General features: G+C 50.7%; 14 protein-coding genes. 13 read left to right on the forward strand and 1 reads right to left on the reverse strand.

The genetic code is table 11. The features are described from left to right. Positions 1–135: 135 nt before the first annotated feature. The 3 genes from PKO02S_RS09435 (at position 136) to PKO02S_RS09445 (ending at position 3,171) form a co-directional block, all read left to right on the forward strand. Positions 136–1,341, forward strand: a complete 1,206-nt coding sequence (locus PKO02S_RS09435) for a discoidin domain-containing protein (RefSeq protein ID WP_218033917.1) — start codon at positions 136–138, stop codon at positions 1,339–1,341. Between the two features lie 106 nt (positions 1,342–1,447). Then, complete coding sequence (locus PKO02S_RS09440; RefSeq protein ID WP_127581636.1) at positions 1,448–2,242, forward strand: DUF4386 domain-containing protein; 795 nt, start codon at positions 1,448–1,450, stop codon at positions 2,240–2,242. Between the two features lie 23 nt (positions 2,243–2,265). Beyond that, on the forward strand, positions 2,266–3,171 hold the full coding sequence (locus tag PKO02S_RS09445) for a helix-turn-helix domain-containing protein (RefSeq protein ID WP_127581639.1): 906 nt from the start codon (positions 2,266–2,268) through the stop codon (positions 3,169–3,171). 284 nt (positions 3,172–3,455) lie between these two features. Here PKO02S_RS09445 and PKO02S_RS09450 read toward each other — a convergent pair whose 3' ends face one another. Then, entirely contained in the window at positions 3,456–4,160 is a 705-nt protein-coding gene (locus tag PKO02S_RS09450) for a metallophosphoesterase family protein (protein WP_127581643.1), read from the reverse strand. A 484-nt stretch (positions 4,161–4,644) separates the two neighbouring features. Here PKO02S_RS09450 and PKO02S_RS32300 point away from each other — a divergent pair, with 484 nt between their 5' ends. The 10 genes from PKO02S_RS32300 to PKO02S_RS09495 all read left to right on the forward strand — a co-directional run bounded on the left by PKO02S_RS32300 (position 4,645) and on the right by PKO02S_RS09495 (position 15,351). Continuing rightward, entirely contained in the window at positions 4,645–4,803 is a 159-nt protein-coding gene (locus PKO02S_RS32300) for a hypothetical protein (protein ID WP_164821368.1), read from the forward strand. Positions 4,804–5,122: 319 nt separating this feature from the next. Beyond that, positions 5,123–5,647: an acyltransferase gene (locus tag PKO02S_RS09455; protein WP_127581646.1), complete on the forward strand. Its 525-nt coding sequence runs from the start codon at positions 5,123–5,125 to the stop codon at positions 5,645–5,647. Continuing rightward, positions 5,644–6,753 (forward strand): hypothetical protein, encoded by a 1,110-nt coding sequence (locus PKO02S_RS09460; RefSeq protein WP_127581649.1) that lies wholly within the window; start codon positions 5,644–5,646, stop codon positions 6,751–6,753. The genes PKO02S_RS09455 and PKO02S_RS09460 overlap by 4 nt, the downstream gene beginning before the upstream one ends. After that, a complete protein-coding gene (locus PKO02S_RS09465) occupies positions 6,750–7,283 on the forward strand; it encodes an acyltransferase (protein WP_164821369.1) in 534 nt (177 codons plus the stop codon). Before PKO02S_RS09460 ends, PKO02S_RS09465 begins: the two co-directional genes overlap by 4 nt. Positions 7,284–7,316: 33 nt before the next feature. After that, positions 7,317–8,222, forward strand: coding sequence for an ABC transporter permease (locus tag PKO02S_RS09470; RefSeq protein ID WP_127581656.1), 906 nt, complete (start codon positions 7,317–7,319; stop codon positions 8,220–8,222). Between the two features lie 18 nt (positions 8,223–8,240). Next, entirely contained in the window at positions 8,241–9,113 is an 873-nt protein-coding gene (locus PKO02S_RS09475; RefSeq protein WP_127581659.1) for a carbohydrate ABC transporter permease, read from the forward strand. Between the two features lie 29 nt (positions 9,114–9,142). Then, positions 9,143–11,302 carry a helix-turn-helix domain-containing protein gene (locus PKO02S_RS09480; protein WP_127581662.1) on the forward strand — a complete coding sequence of 720 codons (2,160 nt, stop codon included), beginning with the start codon at positions 9,143–9,145 and terminating at the stop codon, positions 11,300–11,302. A 176-nt stretch (positions 11,303–11,478) separates the two neighbouring features. Continuing rightward, on the forward strand, positions 11,479–13,026 hold the full coding sequence (locus tag PKO02S_RS09485; protein ID WP_127581665.1) for an extracellular solute-binding protein: 1,548 nt from the start codon (positions 11,479–11,481) through the stop codon (positions 13,024–13,026). Positions 13,027–13,034: 8 nt separating this feature from the next. After that, entirely contained in the window at positions 13,035–14,357 is a 1,323-nt protein-coding gene (locus PKO02S_RS09490; RefSeq protein WP_127581667.1) for a Gfo/Idh/MocA family protein, read from the forward strand. A 25-nt stretch (positions 14,358–14,382) separates the two neighbouring features. Next, the gene (locus tag PKO02S_RS09495; protein WP_127581670.1) at positions 14,383–15,351 is read left to right on the forward strand and encodes a carbon-nitrogen hydrolase family protein; all 969 of its coding nucleotides are present in this window, start codon (positions 14,383–14,385) and stop codon (positions 15,349–15,351) included. The last annotated feature ends 179 nt before the right edge of the window (positions 15,352–15,530 follow it).

Below are 15,530 nucleotides of genomic sequence, written 5' to 3' on the forward strand. Positions count from 1 at the left end.
CCAACACCAACGCCAACGCCAACGCCAACACCAACACCAACGCCAACACCAACGCCAACGCCAACGCCAACACCAACACCAACACCAACGCCAACACCAACACCAACACCAACGCCATCGCCAGGCACAATCGTTGTGAATGACAACACGACAGGAACCGGCAATAACCAATTTGAATTTACAGGTACCTGGGACTACTGGACAGGAGCCGGCAAATACGAGAATGACGACCATGCTTCGAGTACCACGAATAATCAGTATCAGGTTCGGTTCTATGGAACTCAGATCAAAATATATGCTGCCAAAGCGGCACACCATGGGATCATGGCCGTATCGATAGATGGCGGAGCGGAAACCAATGTGGATGCTTACGCGGCAACCCGAGTCGAGCAGGCGTTATTGTACACAAGCCCGGTACTGACTAACGGCCAGCATACACTTAGGGTAAGAGTGACGGGCACCAAAAATAGCAGCTCGACGGGAAATTCCATCAGCGCCGATCGAGTGGATATCACTACGGTTCCGGATTCATCCTCAATCCCTATATCGGCGGTTGCCTTCGGGTCCGAAATGACAGGAGGTTTAGCGGTATACTCCTACGACGGAGACACAGGCACCCGATGGACCAACGATGAAACACTGGCTAACGCATGGATACGCTACGACCTGGGTTCTGTCAAGATCATCAAGGATGTCTGGATGATGATGTATAATGGAGGAACAAGGACTTATCCAATTAGGATTGAAGTAAGCAGCGACGGGTCTACCTATACGCAGGTATGGAGCGGCTCCACGGCATTGAATAGCGGGCTGCAGACCATAAACGTGACTGATTTGGATGGGAGATATGTAAGGGTATCCATGACCGCTGCAAACTCCCAAGGCTCGAACTGGTTCAGCATTCATGAAACAGAAGTTTGGGGATCATCTTTCAGTACTGCAACGGTTAATGACAACACGACAGGAACCGGGAATAACCAGTTTGAATACTCCGGTACTTGGGACTACTGGACAGGATCCGGCAAGTATAACAATGATGACCACGCTTCGAGCACCACTAACAATTACTACCAGGTACGTTTCTACGGAACGCAAATCAAAATATATGCTGCCAAAGCGTCGCATCATGGCATCATGGCCGTCTCCATAGACGGAGGAGCAGAAACCAATGTAGACGCATACGCGGCAACAAGGGTAGAGCAAGCGCTGTTATATTCCAGCCCGATTTTAGCTAACGGGCAGCACACGCTTAGGGTAAGAGTGACCGGTACCAAAAACAGCAGCTCGACGGGATATTCCATAAGCGCCGATAGAGTGGATGTCATAACGACAGGGATGTAATAGCGACGGCTACCAGGATAAACCTTGGTAGCCGTTATTGTTGTTCGGGTCTACGATGGCTTGAATCAAGGAGCGAAAAGGGACTTGCGGCGGAGGAAGTTGACGAGTGAAATCAGTAAAACGTATTAGCTATTCGGTAATATGTTTATTTATAGTTCGCCTGTTTCGTAATAACATGAATAAAAAAGGAGGAATTGAAGTGCTAGACAATAATACTTACAGAAAGTCCGCGAGAATTGTAGGAGTTTTATTTATACTTACCATGATTGTAGGCATGCTGGACGCTTATCTTGTAGCGCCTGTTCTAAGTTCTCCAATAATTGATTTTTCTCTGAATAAAAATCTGATGATATCGGGAGCGATCCTTATACTGGTACTGTCTCTTGGAATCGTTGGCATTGCGATTATGCTGTTCCCCGTACTAAAAAGGTATAATCAAACCGTAGCCTTTACCTATCTCAGTTTCAGGATCTTAGAGTGTGTGTTCCTTATTGTCGGGGCAATCATTTATTTATTCCTCCTGGAACTAAGTCAAGCGTATATAAAGGCAGGCACTCCGAATGATTTATATTTACAAACGATAGGGACCCTGGCAATAAAGTTGAGATATGACACTTATCAAATCGCTATGCTTATTCTTGGTGTTTGCAGCCTGATGCTTTGTTACTTGTTTTTTCAATCCAAACTCATTCCACGATGGCTATCTGTATGGGGCTTTGTTGGATATGCACTGTTATTGTCGAGCGCCATTCTGGATTTATTAAATGTGATCGATACAGTTAATGGTGCGGGGATTGTGATGTATTTTCCAGGATTATTGTTTGAATTGATTGTTTTCCCAACCTGGCTTATAGGGAAGGGATTCCATTTCACTGCAGGCGGAATACAGAGTAAAGCTTGATTATTCTTGAATGGGGGAGGGTTATGGGAACAACTTATAAAATCGAATCTATTTCTCAGCTTCATGAGCTCATGGGGTATGAAAAGCCTAAACATCCGCTTATCACGATTTTTGATTATTCAAAAATAAAACCGATTGTTTCTACCATTGATTTACATATTATTACAAGCTTCTATTCGATCGGCCTTAAAAATGGAGATAGCTGTAGAACAAAATTTGGCAGACAGTACTATGACTTTCATGAGGGCAGTCTTGTTTTCTTATCACCTGGACAATCCGTCTTTATATCCGAGGAGCATCCTGAAGAAACGGAATCGAATGGGTGGAATCTCTGTTTTCATCCTGATCTGATCTATAGAAGCGCACTAGGAAAAAAGATGAATGAATATACGTTCTTTACTTACAACAGTAATGAGGCACTCCACTTGTCAGACCAGGAAAAACAGAAAGTGACGGAAGTTGTTTATGATATTAACCATGAAATCAGCCAAAATACGGATGAGTTTAGCCAGGATTTGATTCATTCTTATTTGGAGCTGCTATTATCTTATTGCAAACGGTTTTATGGCCGGCAATTTATTACTAGGACAAAAGTAAATAAGGAGGAGATCCTCAGGTTTGAAGAGATCTTAAAAAATTATTTTGACTCTGATAAACTAAAAACATCTGGATTGCCAAGTGTTAAATTCCTTGCCCAGGAAATTGGTTATTCTCCAAACTATTTAAGTGATTTATTAAAAAAAGAAACAGGCAAAAATACGCAAGAGCATATTCATTTTTATTTGATTGAAAGGGCAAAAAGTATGCTTCTCGGGACACAAAAGCCAGTAAACGTCATTGCGCATGAATTAGGGTTTGAATACCCTCAGCACTTCTCAAAACTCTTTAAGCTTAAAACCGGAAGGTCGCCGATTGAATATAGAAATTGATAGAAACATGTTCAATTCATCTAAGCAGGCTGTTCAAAGAAGAGTCTGGTGATACCTTCATCAGCTACGTCACGCGCGTGCGGATCGATAACGGGCAAAACGCCAAGCCTATATTGCCAGCAAGTCACTGTAAACCAATCATCGTAAATAGCTCGCCGACGAGTCCGGCGCAACTGTGCCGGACTCTTTTATAGGCTTGATTTCCGGCAAGCTAATGCTCAAAACTGAAACTGTATGTCCGTTACGAGTGGAACGCACATTCAAACTTGCGGTTCGTATTAAGATCATTGACCTTCAGAAGCCATGGCTGAGCGCAACTGCTGCCAATATTGCCCCATCTCTTCTCTTATCATGCTTCCTTCATAGTCGGCATGCTTCAAACGGATATGGCCATTGTCGATGACGATGTAATGCGCTCCTCTGACCGGATCGTCGGGTCTGGTATAAGAAGCGCTTCCCGGGTTCAGCCAGAGGCAGCGGTCGTTTACATAATGGACCCCTTGCCGATGAGTATGGCCGAAAATCAACCGTTTCTCAGCAGCATCGCGAATAGACGGAGATGTGACCTGCTCCCAGTACGCCATAAATTGAGATGCCCTATCGATCGTGTTATACCCGTCATAGCTATGCTGAAGGCTGTACCCGATTCCGTCTAGCTCAAACTGTACTCGCTCCGGCAAATGTTCAAGATAGACAATATCCTCTTCATCCAGCCTTCTGGCATTGTCGTGCATCCAATCCAACTCGGTGTGCGGGATGCTCCACAGATCCATTCCGCTTCGATAAGCGCTGATGACCCGCTCATCGTGATTTCCCTTCACGCAGATAGCGCCTCGCTCCCGAAGAATGTGAATGACTTCCTTGGGATGCAGCCCCACATCGACCAAATCTCCCGCGCAATACAAGACGTCATAGTTCGGTTCGGCTCGGAAAATGGCTTCCAGTCCCTTTAGATTGCTGTGAACATCTGAGATGATCAGTGCTTTCATAATGCCCTCCTGTAGTTCAGGTCCCCCTGGTTGGTCTTCCTCAAGTAACTCCTTACCCTTCCAACAATTAATTTCCCATGCACAGCGAAAAAAAACAAGGGGTCAAAAATGAACGAAATCGTCTCCCAGGAGAAGAATGACATAGTTGGTCGTCCTGGTCGTATTTCTACACTTGCTGTGCGTTTCCGGTATTCTCCGGCGCTAACCAGTCAAGGTTACTGGTGGTGGCAGGTTGGTGCAACCGGGGACAGAGACGGAAAGTTGACCAATAACAATCAAAGCGAAATGGCGCCGTTTTTCAAACTGAACACCTATGCCAGAGGACCTGACCGGAGAACTCCCAGTCAGGTTTTTTCTTTGATTTCGAAAGACAACAGGCGATCCCATCCTAGGAACCGAATTTTTGCACATCAATCAAAAGCATTATTCATTTACCCGCCATTCCGGATGGGAGTACGCTTGAATAGGAGGTGACAGCCTATGAATGCTCGGAACGATTGGAACGACACCGATCGGATGGGAGCTTTATACGAATCCCTGGACGCCTCAGCTTCAGCTCGCAATCTGGAACGTGGCGAGGCAATCCGAGCGTGGCTCCATCAGAACGGCTCCAGGTGCGGAAGCCGACTATCTGTCGGAGTAGGTGTGATCTGGTCGGTGCAACATACAAGGTTTGAGATTGGAGATGACGTTACCATCGGGTCTTACAGTGTGATGGGTGGGGGTGGCGGCAAGGAAGGCGAGTCGAGGAGTCTGCTGCGCGTGGGAAGCCGGACGGCCATTGGCCATTTTTTCTCATTGGACAGCATCGCCTATGACCTCAACGCCACACCTGCCGAGCTAGTCGCTACACACATCGGAGCTGAAGTAACCATTGGCCCTAGAGTCACTGTAGAGGTGGGAACAACGATTGTTAATGGTGTGAACATAAGTGGTGGCTCCTTGGTAAGGAGAGAGCATGGATGAACAACAAACTAACGAATGACTTGAGGCTGCACCCTCACCTTCCCGATCATGAGCCTGAGCCCCATGCGTTTATGAAACGCTTCATGGAGATGACCTTAAGCATCGCCTGCAAGGCCAGAGGACTACGGTTGGCGCCGCATTTCGCTGCATGCGGCGAAGGCTTTACGGCGGATTTCGGAGCCGTTGTCGTGAATCCCAAGTCCGTCCGGCTGGGAGACGGCGTCTATCTGGGCCGCTATGTGCATATCCCGGACATTCCGCTAATTGTTGAGGATCATGTGCTGATCGGTCCATATGTCACTTTCGTGACAAGCGCCGACCATCCGGCTGCGGCAACCGTGCTTCGAGAAGGCTGCTGGTTAGCGGCCCACGTCACGCTGCGGCAAGGCGTGACTATAGGAGCGGGCAGCACGGTAGCAGCGGGCTCCTACGTGCTGGAGGATGTGCCGGACCGGGTGTTGGTAGGCGGCAATCCCGCCGCCATTCTCAAATCTTACGATCGAAGGAGCAGCAGCCCATGAGTAACCCTGCCTTGAAAGCGCTCCACAAGCTCATGCCGTATTGGACTCGAAGGGAAATCGCATGCCAAGACCAGATTTATTTCCTGTACGAGGATATGGGGGGCGATAGCGGCCGCCCCTTCTCCGCACGGCTCGCCTCGGATGTGGCCCTCGGTTATCTGGTGTATGGGCGAGTAACAGAGGATGCTCCTACACTGAATAAATCCGTACAGATCCTGCGTTACGTCTTGGCGAACCAGCATAGCTCAGGAGCGTTCGAGTGGAATTTGCCGGACCCGATCGCCGGACCGGGTACCCCTGTCAAGGATCAGGTAGACCTGGGAACCGTGCTCGACGTGTACTATTATTTCGTCAGAAGCGGTGTTGTCGACGGTCCGCTGCTGCAAGAGATTCAACAATCCGTCCGAAGAGCGATCGCCTATCTGCGCGAGCATGCGGCTACCTCATACTCCGGTGTCATCAAGAAAAGAGATTACGGCCCTGCGAAAACCCCGGCGGTAGATGTGTTGAATGGCGACGCTATGGTTGTCGCGGCTTATACGCGCGCCAGTCAGTTGTTGGGGGAGCCAGGCCTCCTGATGGAAGCTGAACCGTATGTGAACAATCTGCTCCAACGATTCGGAGCTCATTATCCAGGCTGGTGGCCCTACAGCGAACGGCTGCCGGACCGAGCGGACACCGCGGTTCGGCCGCCCGGCATCAGTGTGTTCTTCCAGGCGATGATGCTGCTGTACCTGGAGCCTTACTTCAGACTCACGCACAATCCACAGCTGCGCTCCACATTGCGTGAAGGCTTGCGCTCCGTAATAGCCGCCACATCCCGAGACGGCACAATCGACTACACCTACGAGAGCCGTCAAGGAATCGAGCAGCGTCCGAACATTATGCTACCGGCGAGCATGCTTGCTCTCCAGGATCTGATGGACAACGAACCCTTCATCACTTCCAGACTGGAGTACGTCGCGGATCGGCTTGTAGCTGCGGATGGAACCGTTTCTGACGAGCATGGAGGACCGACAGGGGAGCTGTGGCGCATATGGTTGATGAGCGATTTGGCAATATGTTTGCTGTATACCCCTTCTCTGAGAAGGAGCATAGAGCGATGAACGAGAGAGAACGGAACCGGATGGAGGAGCTGCTGCTTTCCATTCAACAGCCGGAATGGGATACGCTCCGGGGAGAATGGATCAAGGAATGTTTGACTGAGGCGGGATGTGATTGCGGCGAGGAGCTGTCCGTCGGGTACGGCGCGATGCTGGAGTACCATAAGCCTTTTTATCGCATAGGGCGAGGGGTACGGATTGGCTGCTATGCCTACTTGGGTCCTTCCAGTCCGGCACTGGGCGTTGGGTTGATTCTCGACGATCATGTCACCCTGCATCCTTACGTCAGCCTATCCCCGAATCAACATCTGTACAGCGAGGCGTTGCGCAATTATAAGGGCGGCAATCAGGCTAACCGGATTCATATTGGCGCCCATGCTGTAATCGGTACCCGAGCGTGTGTCGTCCCAGGTGTCAAAATCGGCCGGCAAGCCATTGTCCATGCAGGCGCTGTCGTAACCAAGGATGTGCCTGATTATGCCATCGTGCAAGGAGCTCCGGCCAAGCTCGTGGGCTATCGCATCGAATATTAAGCTTCACTAGATTAGCACAAAGGAGAACCCGACATGCGGCTTCGAATGATCGGCTTGTACAAGTACAGATATTTATATTTGCTGTTGTTACCAGGGATATTGTGGTATTTGGTGTATCGGTATTTTCCCATGTACGGGGTCATTATTGCGTTCAAGGATTATAGCTTCGTCAAAGGAATTTGGGGCAGCCCCTGGGTAGGGTTGAAGCATTTTCACACGATTTTCCAATCGCCTGATTTCTATCAGATTATCCGGAACACGCTGCTCATCAATGTATACAATCTGTTGTTCGTCTTCACGTCCTCGATCGTTTTGGCTTTGCTGCTGAACGAGTTGAAGATGATGGCGCTGAAACGCCTGATTCAGACGGTCGTCTATTTCCCGCATTTCTTGTCCTGGGTCATATTCGGAGGATTGTTTATTCAGCTGTTAGGTCCCAAAGAAGGGATCGTCAATCAGATCATCCAGCTGTTTGGGGGAGATCCGATTTATTTCATGACCAAACCGGAGTATTTCCGTTCTGTCATTACATTCTCCTCCGTTCTGAAGGAAGCGGGCTGGGGGGCGATCATTTATTTGGCGGCGCTTGCCGGGATCGACCAGGAGCAGTATGAAGCGGCCACCATCGACGGCGCCAACCGTTGGCACAAGCTGCTGTACATCACATTGCCGGGTATTCGGAACACGATTATTCTGATGCTGATTCTGCGGGTGGGGTACATGCTGGACGTCAGCTTTGAGCAAATTTACATCATGTACAACCCGGCCGTGTACGAGGTGGCCGACGTGCTAAGCACGTATGTGTACCGGATGGGGCTGCAGAACGCCCAGCTCAGCATGACGACAGCCGTAGGCTTGTTCCAATCGATTGTCGGGTTTGTGCTGATCTACACGACCAATCTGATTGCCAGGAAAACAAGCGATATATCGTTATGGTAGTAGAAAGGATGCTGTATAATGTTGACTAAAAGTAGACTTCCCTCCTTCACCTCCAGTTGGATCACCGTGTTCCTGCTGCTGTTCTCGGTCCTTTCCTTTATCCCGTTCTACTACGTAATCATAGCCTCCTTCAGCAATCCGCATTTGGTGGAGGAAGGCAAGCTGATGCTGCTGCCCCGGGGGTTTACGCTGGATGCCTATGGGGAAATCTTAAGAAATGACAAGTTCATCAACTCCTTCAAGGTCACGGTCGAACGGACGCTGCTGGGAACGGTTGTGAACCTGGCGCTGCAGCTTACGATTGCTTATGCCTTGTCCAAGGCCTATTTGCCCGGAAGAAGGCTGTTCATGCTCTACATCATTATTACGCTGTTGTTCCACGGGGGCATCATTCCGACTTATCTCATCGTGAAGAACACAGGCTTGATCGATACGATCTGGGCGCTGGTCATTCCTGGGGCCATTAACACGTGGAATGTGATCCTGCTGCGTTCGTTTTTTGAATCGGTGCCTTCGAGCTTGGAGGAATCCGCCAAGATGGACGGAGCTAACGATATATATATATTTTGGAAAATATACTTGCCCTTATCCTTGCCGGCCGTTTCAACCATCGGTTTGTTCATCGCGGTGACGCATTGGAATTCGTTTATGGATGCGGTTATTTATCTCAACTCCTATGACTTGCAGGTGATGCAAATTTATTTGCGGGATATGGTCGTGAGACAGGAGATGCAGGCCTTGCTGGGGGATTCCAACTTTGACGGGAACGTGTCCTCGCTTTCGCTGCGTACGGCGTCCATCTTCCTGTCCACATTGCCGATTCTGCTGCTCTATCCGTTTATCCAGAAGTATTTCATCAAAGGGGTTATGATAGGAGCGGTCAAGGGCTGAACACCTTATTGTAAAAGCGGGGGCTTCCAATGCGCACAACAGGGAAACGAGAATTGAGTCTGGACCGCAAATTATTGCTGATCTATATGACGATTACGCTGGCTGTCGTGACGGCCAGCTTTTTCATGTACAATACCGTGGCCCGCCTGCACGCCGCCAAGCAGCAGATGATTACGTACCGCAATATGAATGAAGCGCTGGCCTCCTCGATTCGCCTGATTGATAACAAAGTGAACGCGGTCTACACGCAGCTCTCGGTTGATCCTAGTATTTCCAGCTGGATAGAAGCTCCTGCCGGCGCGCAGACGGATTATTTTGTGCTGGGCGAAATTCAGAAGAAGTTTTTGGGCCTGCTGCAATTTTACCCGGATATCGTCTCGATCTACCTGTATAACCGTGCGGAGGACAAGGTGCTGGCCACCAATTATATGATGTCTAGCAGGGCGGAGTTCCCGAACGGCTCTGTGCTTGAGCAATTTCAGGAGTCCGGCTGGAAGCGGGTGTGGTATTACCGGGAGCACGAGAAGGAAGCCGATTCTCCGGCTGTGCTGTCTTATGTCGCCAATGTCCCGGTCTATTCCAATAAAGGGTCGATTGTCATCAATCTGAAGGTGTCCTGGGTCCAGTCCGTATTTCCCGACCAAGGCCAAGGGATCGTGCTGCTGGATGCGGACAATCGGATTTTGGCTCATTCCAATGAGGCGGCGTTTCAAGCGTTTCTTGCCCAGAAGGATCTGATTCTCGACTCCCTTAACCGCGAGCGGACGTTCCACAAAAATGCTTATTTCTACTATGCCTCGGAGCAGCAAAGCTCGATCGGGCTCAAGAGCATCATCATCTTATCCGAGTCGCAGGTGCTGCAGAAGCCGAGCTCTCTGTACATCCTGGCGATTCTGGTCATTTGCGCGTTCGTCATCTACTATTCCTTCCGTTGGATCAAGCGGGGGTATTCCAAGCCGCTCGTTCATTACCGGACGAACCTCTCCTCCAATCTCGACGAGCTGAGACATGCAGCCGTATCGAATCTGTTGTCGGGCAAGCAGTCCTATTCGCAGCTGCAGCCGAAGCTTATCGAGCTTGGCCTGGAGCTGAACGCCCCTCGCTATGCCGTCCTTGTGCTGCAGATCGACGATTACTTCAAGCATCTGCTCTCCACCCCGCAGCAGGATCGCTTCTATACGAACAAGCTCGTGTTCAGCACGGTGAAATGGATGTTCATGATCGATCAAGGCATCAGTGTCGTCCAATCGGAGTTCGAGAAAATCAGCGTGCTAATTCCGGTGGCAGTAGGGAGCGACTGGGAGGAGCAGAGCGCTCAGCTGGAACAGACGATTCGATATATTCGGAAAGAGGTCAAGGACAATTTCCAATTAACGATGTGTGCGGCGGTAAGCGATTGCTGCGACGGAATCGAGCAGGTGCACGTGGCCTATGGACAATGCCTGCGGGCGCTGCAGTATAAGACGATCTATGGCAAGGAGTCGATTATCCGCTACAGCAGCTTGCCTACGGGCGGTGCCAGCTTCCACCAGTTCCCGTTGGAATCGCTCAATCGGATGAGCGAGCTGCTGAAGACAGGCGATTTGCAGGGGCTGGGCGAAGAGCTCGATCGTATGTTCGATCGCATCGTAACGGCGGAATCCTTCACACCCGACCTGATTCATGCCGTATCCTCCAATCTGATGTACGTGTTGGTCAAAGTCGTGCTCGAGTATCGGTATGAGATCAACGATATCGTACAGGAGGATATCTTCATTACGCTGTACAGCTTGGAGGATTTGAAGGACAAGAAGGTTTATATCATGAATGTTTGTGAACGCATTGTGGACTATCGCAATAGAAAGGAAGCCAACACAAGCAGTAAAACCTTACGGTTGATCATAGACAAAATTCATCAGCACTTCGACAAGGATCTCTCGTTAACGATGCTCGCGGAAGAGCTGAAGATGAACCCCACTTACTTAAGCACGCTAATTAAAAACGAGCTGGGCATCGGTTTCCTGGATTACGTCAATGATCTGCGCATCAACAAAGCGGTCATTCTATTGAAGGAAACGCGCTTGACCGTGCAGGAAATAGCCGAGCAATGCGGTTACGTGACCGTCCATTCCTTCATCCGCAATTTCAAAAAGAAGTATGTCCATACCCCGAGCGACTACCGGAATTTGTATGAATCGGAACGAGGGTAGCGAGAGATGTCGATAACTTCAGAACCTTACATGATTATTCAGGTTTCGACTGAAACCTGATCGAATCAACATCCATCCAAAGGATTGGAAATTGGCTGAATCGGCGGGGTGGCTGATAATGGCCGTAAGCGCTTCCTTGGCGAGGCGTTAACCCAGATTACAAGAGGAGGATATGTATGCGCATCAGGGGCAAAGGAGCTGCACTTGGCATCCTGTCGGGAGTGCTCGCTCTAACCGTGCTTGCAGGCTGCAGCAAGGATGGCGGAAAGTCTGGCGAAGTTACGTCAACCGATCAGCCGACTGCAACAGCCGACCCGAAACGGCCGGCCACATTCAAAGTTTTATTTTCCATCGGGACGGATCTCAAGGGGCTTTCACTGACAGACAACATCTACAACCGCTTCATTAAGGAGAAAACAGGGGTAGAGATTAAGCTGGATTCGCCGGGGCTGGAGCAATACTTCGATAAGCTGAATATTTTGCTTGCCTCCGGCCAGAATCCCGATGCTTTCATGACCAATGACGGCTACATTCCCAAGATGAAGCAATTAGCCGCGGACGGGCTGCTGGAGGATCTCGCGCCGTATATTAACGACACGAAGCGTTATCCGAACATCAAGAAGAATATGCCTGCAGACGCTTGGCTGCCTGTAAGCGAAGGAGGCAAGATTTGGGCATTCCCGTATAATCGCCAGGATGGGATGCACCAGGTCGTCTATATCCGCAAGGATTGGCTCGATAAGCTAGGGATGAAGGTGCCCAAGACGATCGATGAGTATTACGAGGTCATGAAAGCTTTCGCCCAGAAGGATCCGGACGGCAACGGGAAAAACGACACGTACGGCTTATTGGTGACGTCCGACCCGACAGGGACGGGCGGTCGCGTGTTCAAGTCGGCCTTCGATGCGGAGCGGTACCGGATTGTGGACGGCAAGGTGACCCCGCCCGAGATTACGCCGGAGTACAAGGAGCTCGTCAAATTCCTCAGCCAGCTGGTCAAAGAAAAGATTATGGACAACGAATTCCCGACCATTACTACGCCGATCTTCCGCGATAAGATCAAGTCCGGTAAATATGGGATGTTCGTCAACTTCTGGCATCTGGCTTCCGGCAATGAAATTCCCAAGGAAGCGATGGATAAATATACCGCCGTCGAGCTTCCGCTCATGAAGAACGGCAAGCAGGCCAAGTTCCAATATGTCTCAACCAATCGGCACTATATTGCCGTGCCCAAGACGAGCAAGGACATTGACAGACTGATGGATCTGTTCGATTGGGTGCTTTCACCGGAGGGCAATAAGTACACCTATCTGGGAGTAGAAGGCATGAACTACAAGATGGTTGACGGCAAGGTGGAGACGAAGGGCATGGAGGAGCTGCACATTTTAAGCTCGCTCTACTCTCTGGTGAAGCAAGGTAACATTACGCCTGAAGTGCAGACTTATATGGAAGCGACCTATGCCAAGCCGGTGATTAATAATCTGGTTCTAGGCACCAATTCGGGGGAGATCGACAAGCTGCAGGCCGTGCTGCCTCCGTTCGGCGACAAGCCGAATCTGGACAAGATCACAAGCGAGTTTGTGATCAAGGCCGTACTGGGCAACATCGAAGTCGATAGCTCGTGGGACGATTATGTCAAGCGTTGGCGCGCTGCGGGCGGGGACAAGGCGATCCAGGGCTGGACGGACTGGTACAACGCTAACAGCGGCAGTATAGCCAAATAGGGGGATTTATGCAGGCGAGTCAAGACCGTTATACGAGTCAGAAAAGCAAGGCCGATGCTCCCTTGAGGGTCGTTGTTGTCGGTGCCGGCAGCCGCAGCCGAACTTATGCCTCCTATGGCTTGACCCACCCGGAGGAGCTGCAGATTGTCGCCGTCGTCGATCCGGATGAAGGACGCTGCAACCGATTGGCCGATCTCCACCGGTTGCCGGCCGATCGGCGTTTTGGGAATTTGAGCGAGCTCTTCGCCGCCGGGAAAATAGCGGATGCCGCCATCAACGGTACGATGGATGAGCTCCATGTGTCTACCAGCCTCTCCTTGATGGAGGCTGGGTATGACATCCTGCTGGAGAAGCCGATCGGTATCTCCAAGGAGGAGGTCTTGGCGTTATTAGCTGCAACTCGGTCTTACAATCGCAAGGTCATGATTTGCCATGTCCTGCGATATGCTCCGTTTTATCTGGAAATTCGCAAGCGAATCGCGGCAGGCGAGATTGGAGATGTGCTTAACATCCAGACAGCCGAGCATGTGAGCTATCACCATATGTCCGCGGCCTTCGTCCGCGGCAAGTGGAGCAGCAAGGCGCATTGCGGCTCCTCGATGCTGATGGCCAAATGCTGCCACGATATGGACTTGATCACATGGCTGAAAAGCGGCATCCCGCCTATTCGGGTGGCGAGCAGCGGAGGGTTAAGCTTTTTCCGCAGGGAGCGGGCTCCGGTCGGATCGGGGAAGCGCTGCCTGGCTGATTGTACGATCGAAGCCGACTGCTCTTATTCGGCTAGGAAGCATTATGTGGATAAAGGGCTGTGGGGCGTATACGTCTGGAGATCCCTTGAACATCTGGGGCCCTCCCCAACTGTGGAACAGAAGCTGGAGTCGCTTCGCACCGATAACCCCTATGGACGCTGTGTATGGCAATGCGATAACGATGCGGTCGATCATCAGTCGGTTCTGATGGAGTTCGCGGACGGCTCGACGGCCACTCACAATCTGGTCGGCAATACGGCTAGACCTTGTCGGACGATCCATATTATCGGAACGAAGGGGGAAATCAGCGGTGTGATGGAGGACGGTTACTTCAACATACGGCATGAAGATGAGCGAGTCGGCCATGAATACACCGAAGAGCGGATCCATCTGAATGTGTCGATGGATATGCACGGAGGCGGGGATTTGAGGCTGATGGAAGATTTCATTCGTTATTGCAAGGGGCAAGAGGCTTCCTTGTCGACTACATCGCTGGCAGACTCCATCTATGGACATATGCTCGGATTCGGTGCCGATCAGGCGATGCAGGAAGCGGTTTGGGTTCCGCTTGAGACCGTATAAGGACGAGAATCGGAGATGATGAGCCGTGGCAAGGCTAGTGAAAATTAGTTGTTTGGGGCCGCCGCCCTATCATATAGATCCTGAGGTTCCGTACGAGCTGGCGGTCGAGAGGATGAAGGCGCATTGGCAGAGGGAGCTGGATCGGGTGCTGCCGGATCGGCCGGATCTGATCGTGCTGCCGGAGGCGTGCGATCGTCCTTATTACGAGCCGGTGGAGACGAGGAATGCCTTTTATCGGGTGCGAGGCAATCAGATTCGCGACCTGCTAGCCGAGAATGCCAGACGCCATCATTGCTATATTACGTATCCGGCTCATATCGAGTTAGCCGACGGTACATGGCGCAATTCTCTACAATTGATCGATCGGCAAGGCAATGTCGCGGGGACGTATCATAAAAATCACTTGGTACCGGTCGAGAACACGGTAGGCGGATTGTCGTACGGCCATGAAGTTCCCCTGGTGGAGACGGATTTCGGCCGGGTTGCCTTTGCGATTTGCTTTGACCTGAATTTCGACGAGCTGCGGTTGAAGATAGCCGGTCTGAAGCCGGACTTGATTGTGTTCGCCTCGTTGTATCACGGGGGACTAATGCAAGCGTACTGGGCTTACTCCTGCAGGGCGCATTTTGCGGGGGCGGTAGCCAATCTGCCCTGCACGATTCTGTCCCCCACAGGGGAGCAGCTCGCATCGAGCACCAATTACTATCCTTTCCTCACGGCAGTAGTGAATCTGGATTGCGCCGTCGTGCATATCGACGAGAACGGTCGCCAATTCCAAGCGATCAAGAATAAGTACGGCGCCGGGGTCACGATTGCCGATCCGGGTTTGCTGGGCTCCGTTCTGCTCACCAGCGAGATGGAGCATGTCACGGCACTAGACGTAGTCGAGGAATTCGGCTTGCTCCGGCTCGACGATTATTTCACCGGATGTTTGGAGCATCGGCGTCAGTTCGGCGCATCGGGTAGCTGGCGTAATCAGGAAGAAGGGCTTTGACCGATAAGGTAGGGCAGGGGCGGGGAATAACAAACTAACGTTCCGTAAATAACTGCTGCGAGTTTGGTATTAGCGGATTTTGGTTTGTTATGGCGGAGTTTCTGCGGAAAAGCTAGGAATTCTGCTAACAAAAGTTTGTTAATAGCTAACTTTGGAGTTACTACTTAGGTCATTTAGCG

It is taken from the genome of Paenibacillus koleovorans NBRC 103111 (genome assembly GCF_004000845.1).
GTDB lineage: Bacteria > Bacillota > Bacilli > Paenibacillales > NBRC-103111 > Paenibacillus_AA > Paenibacillus_AA koleovorans.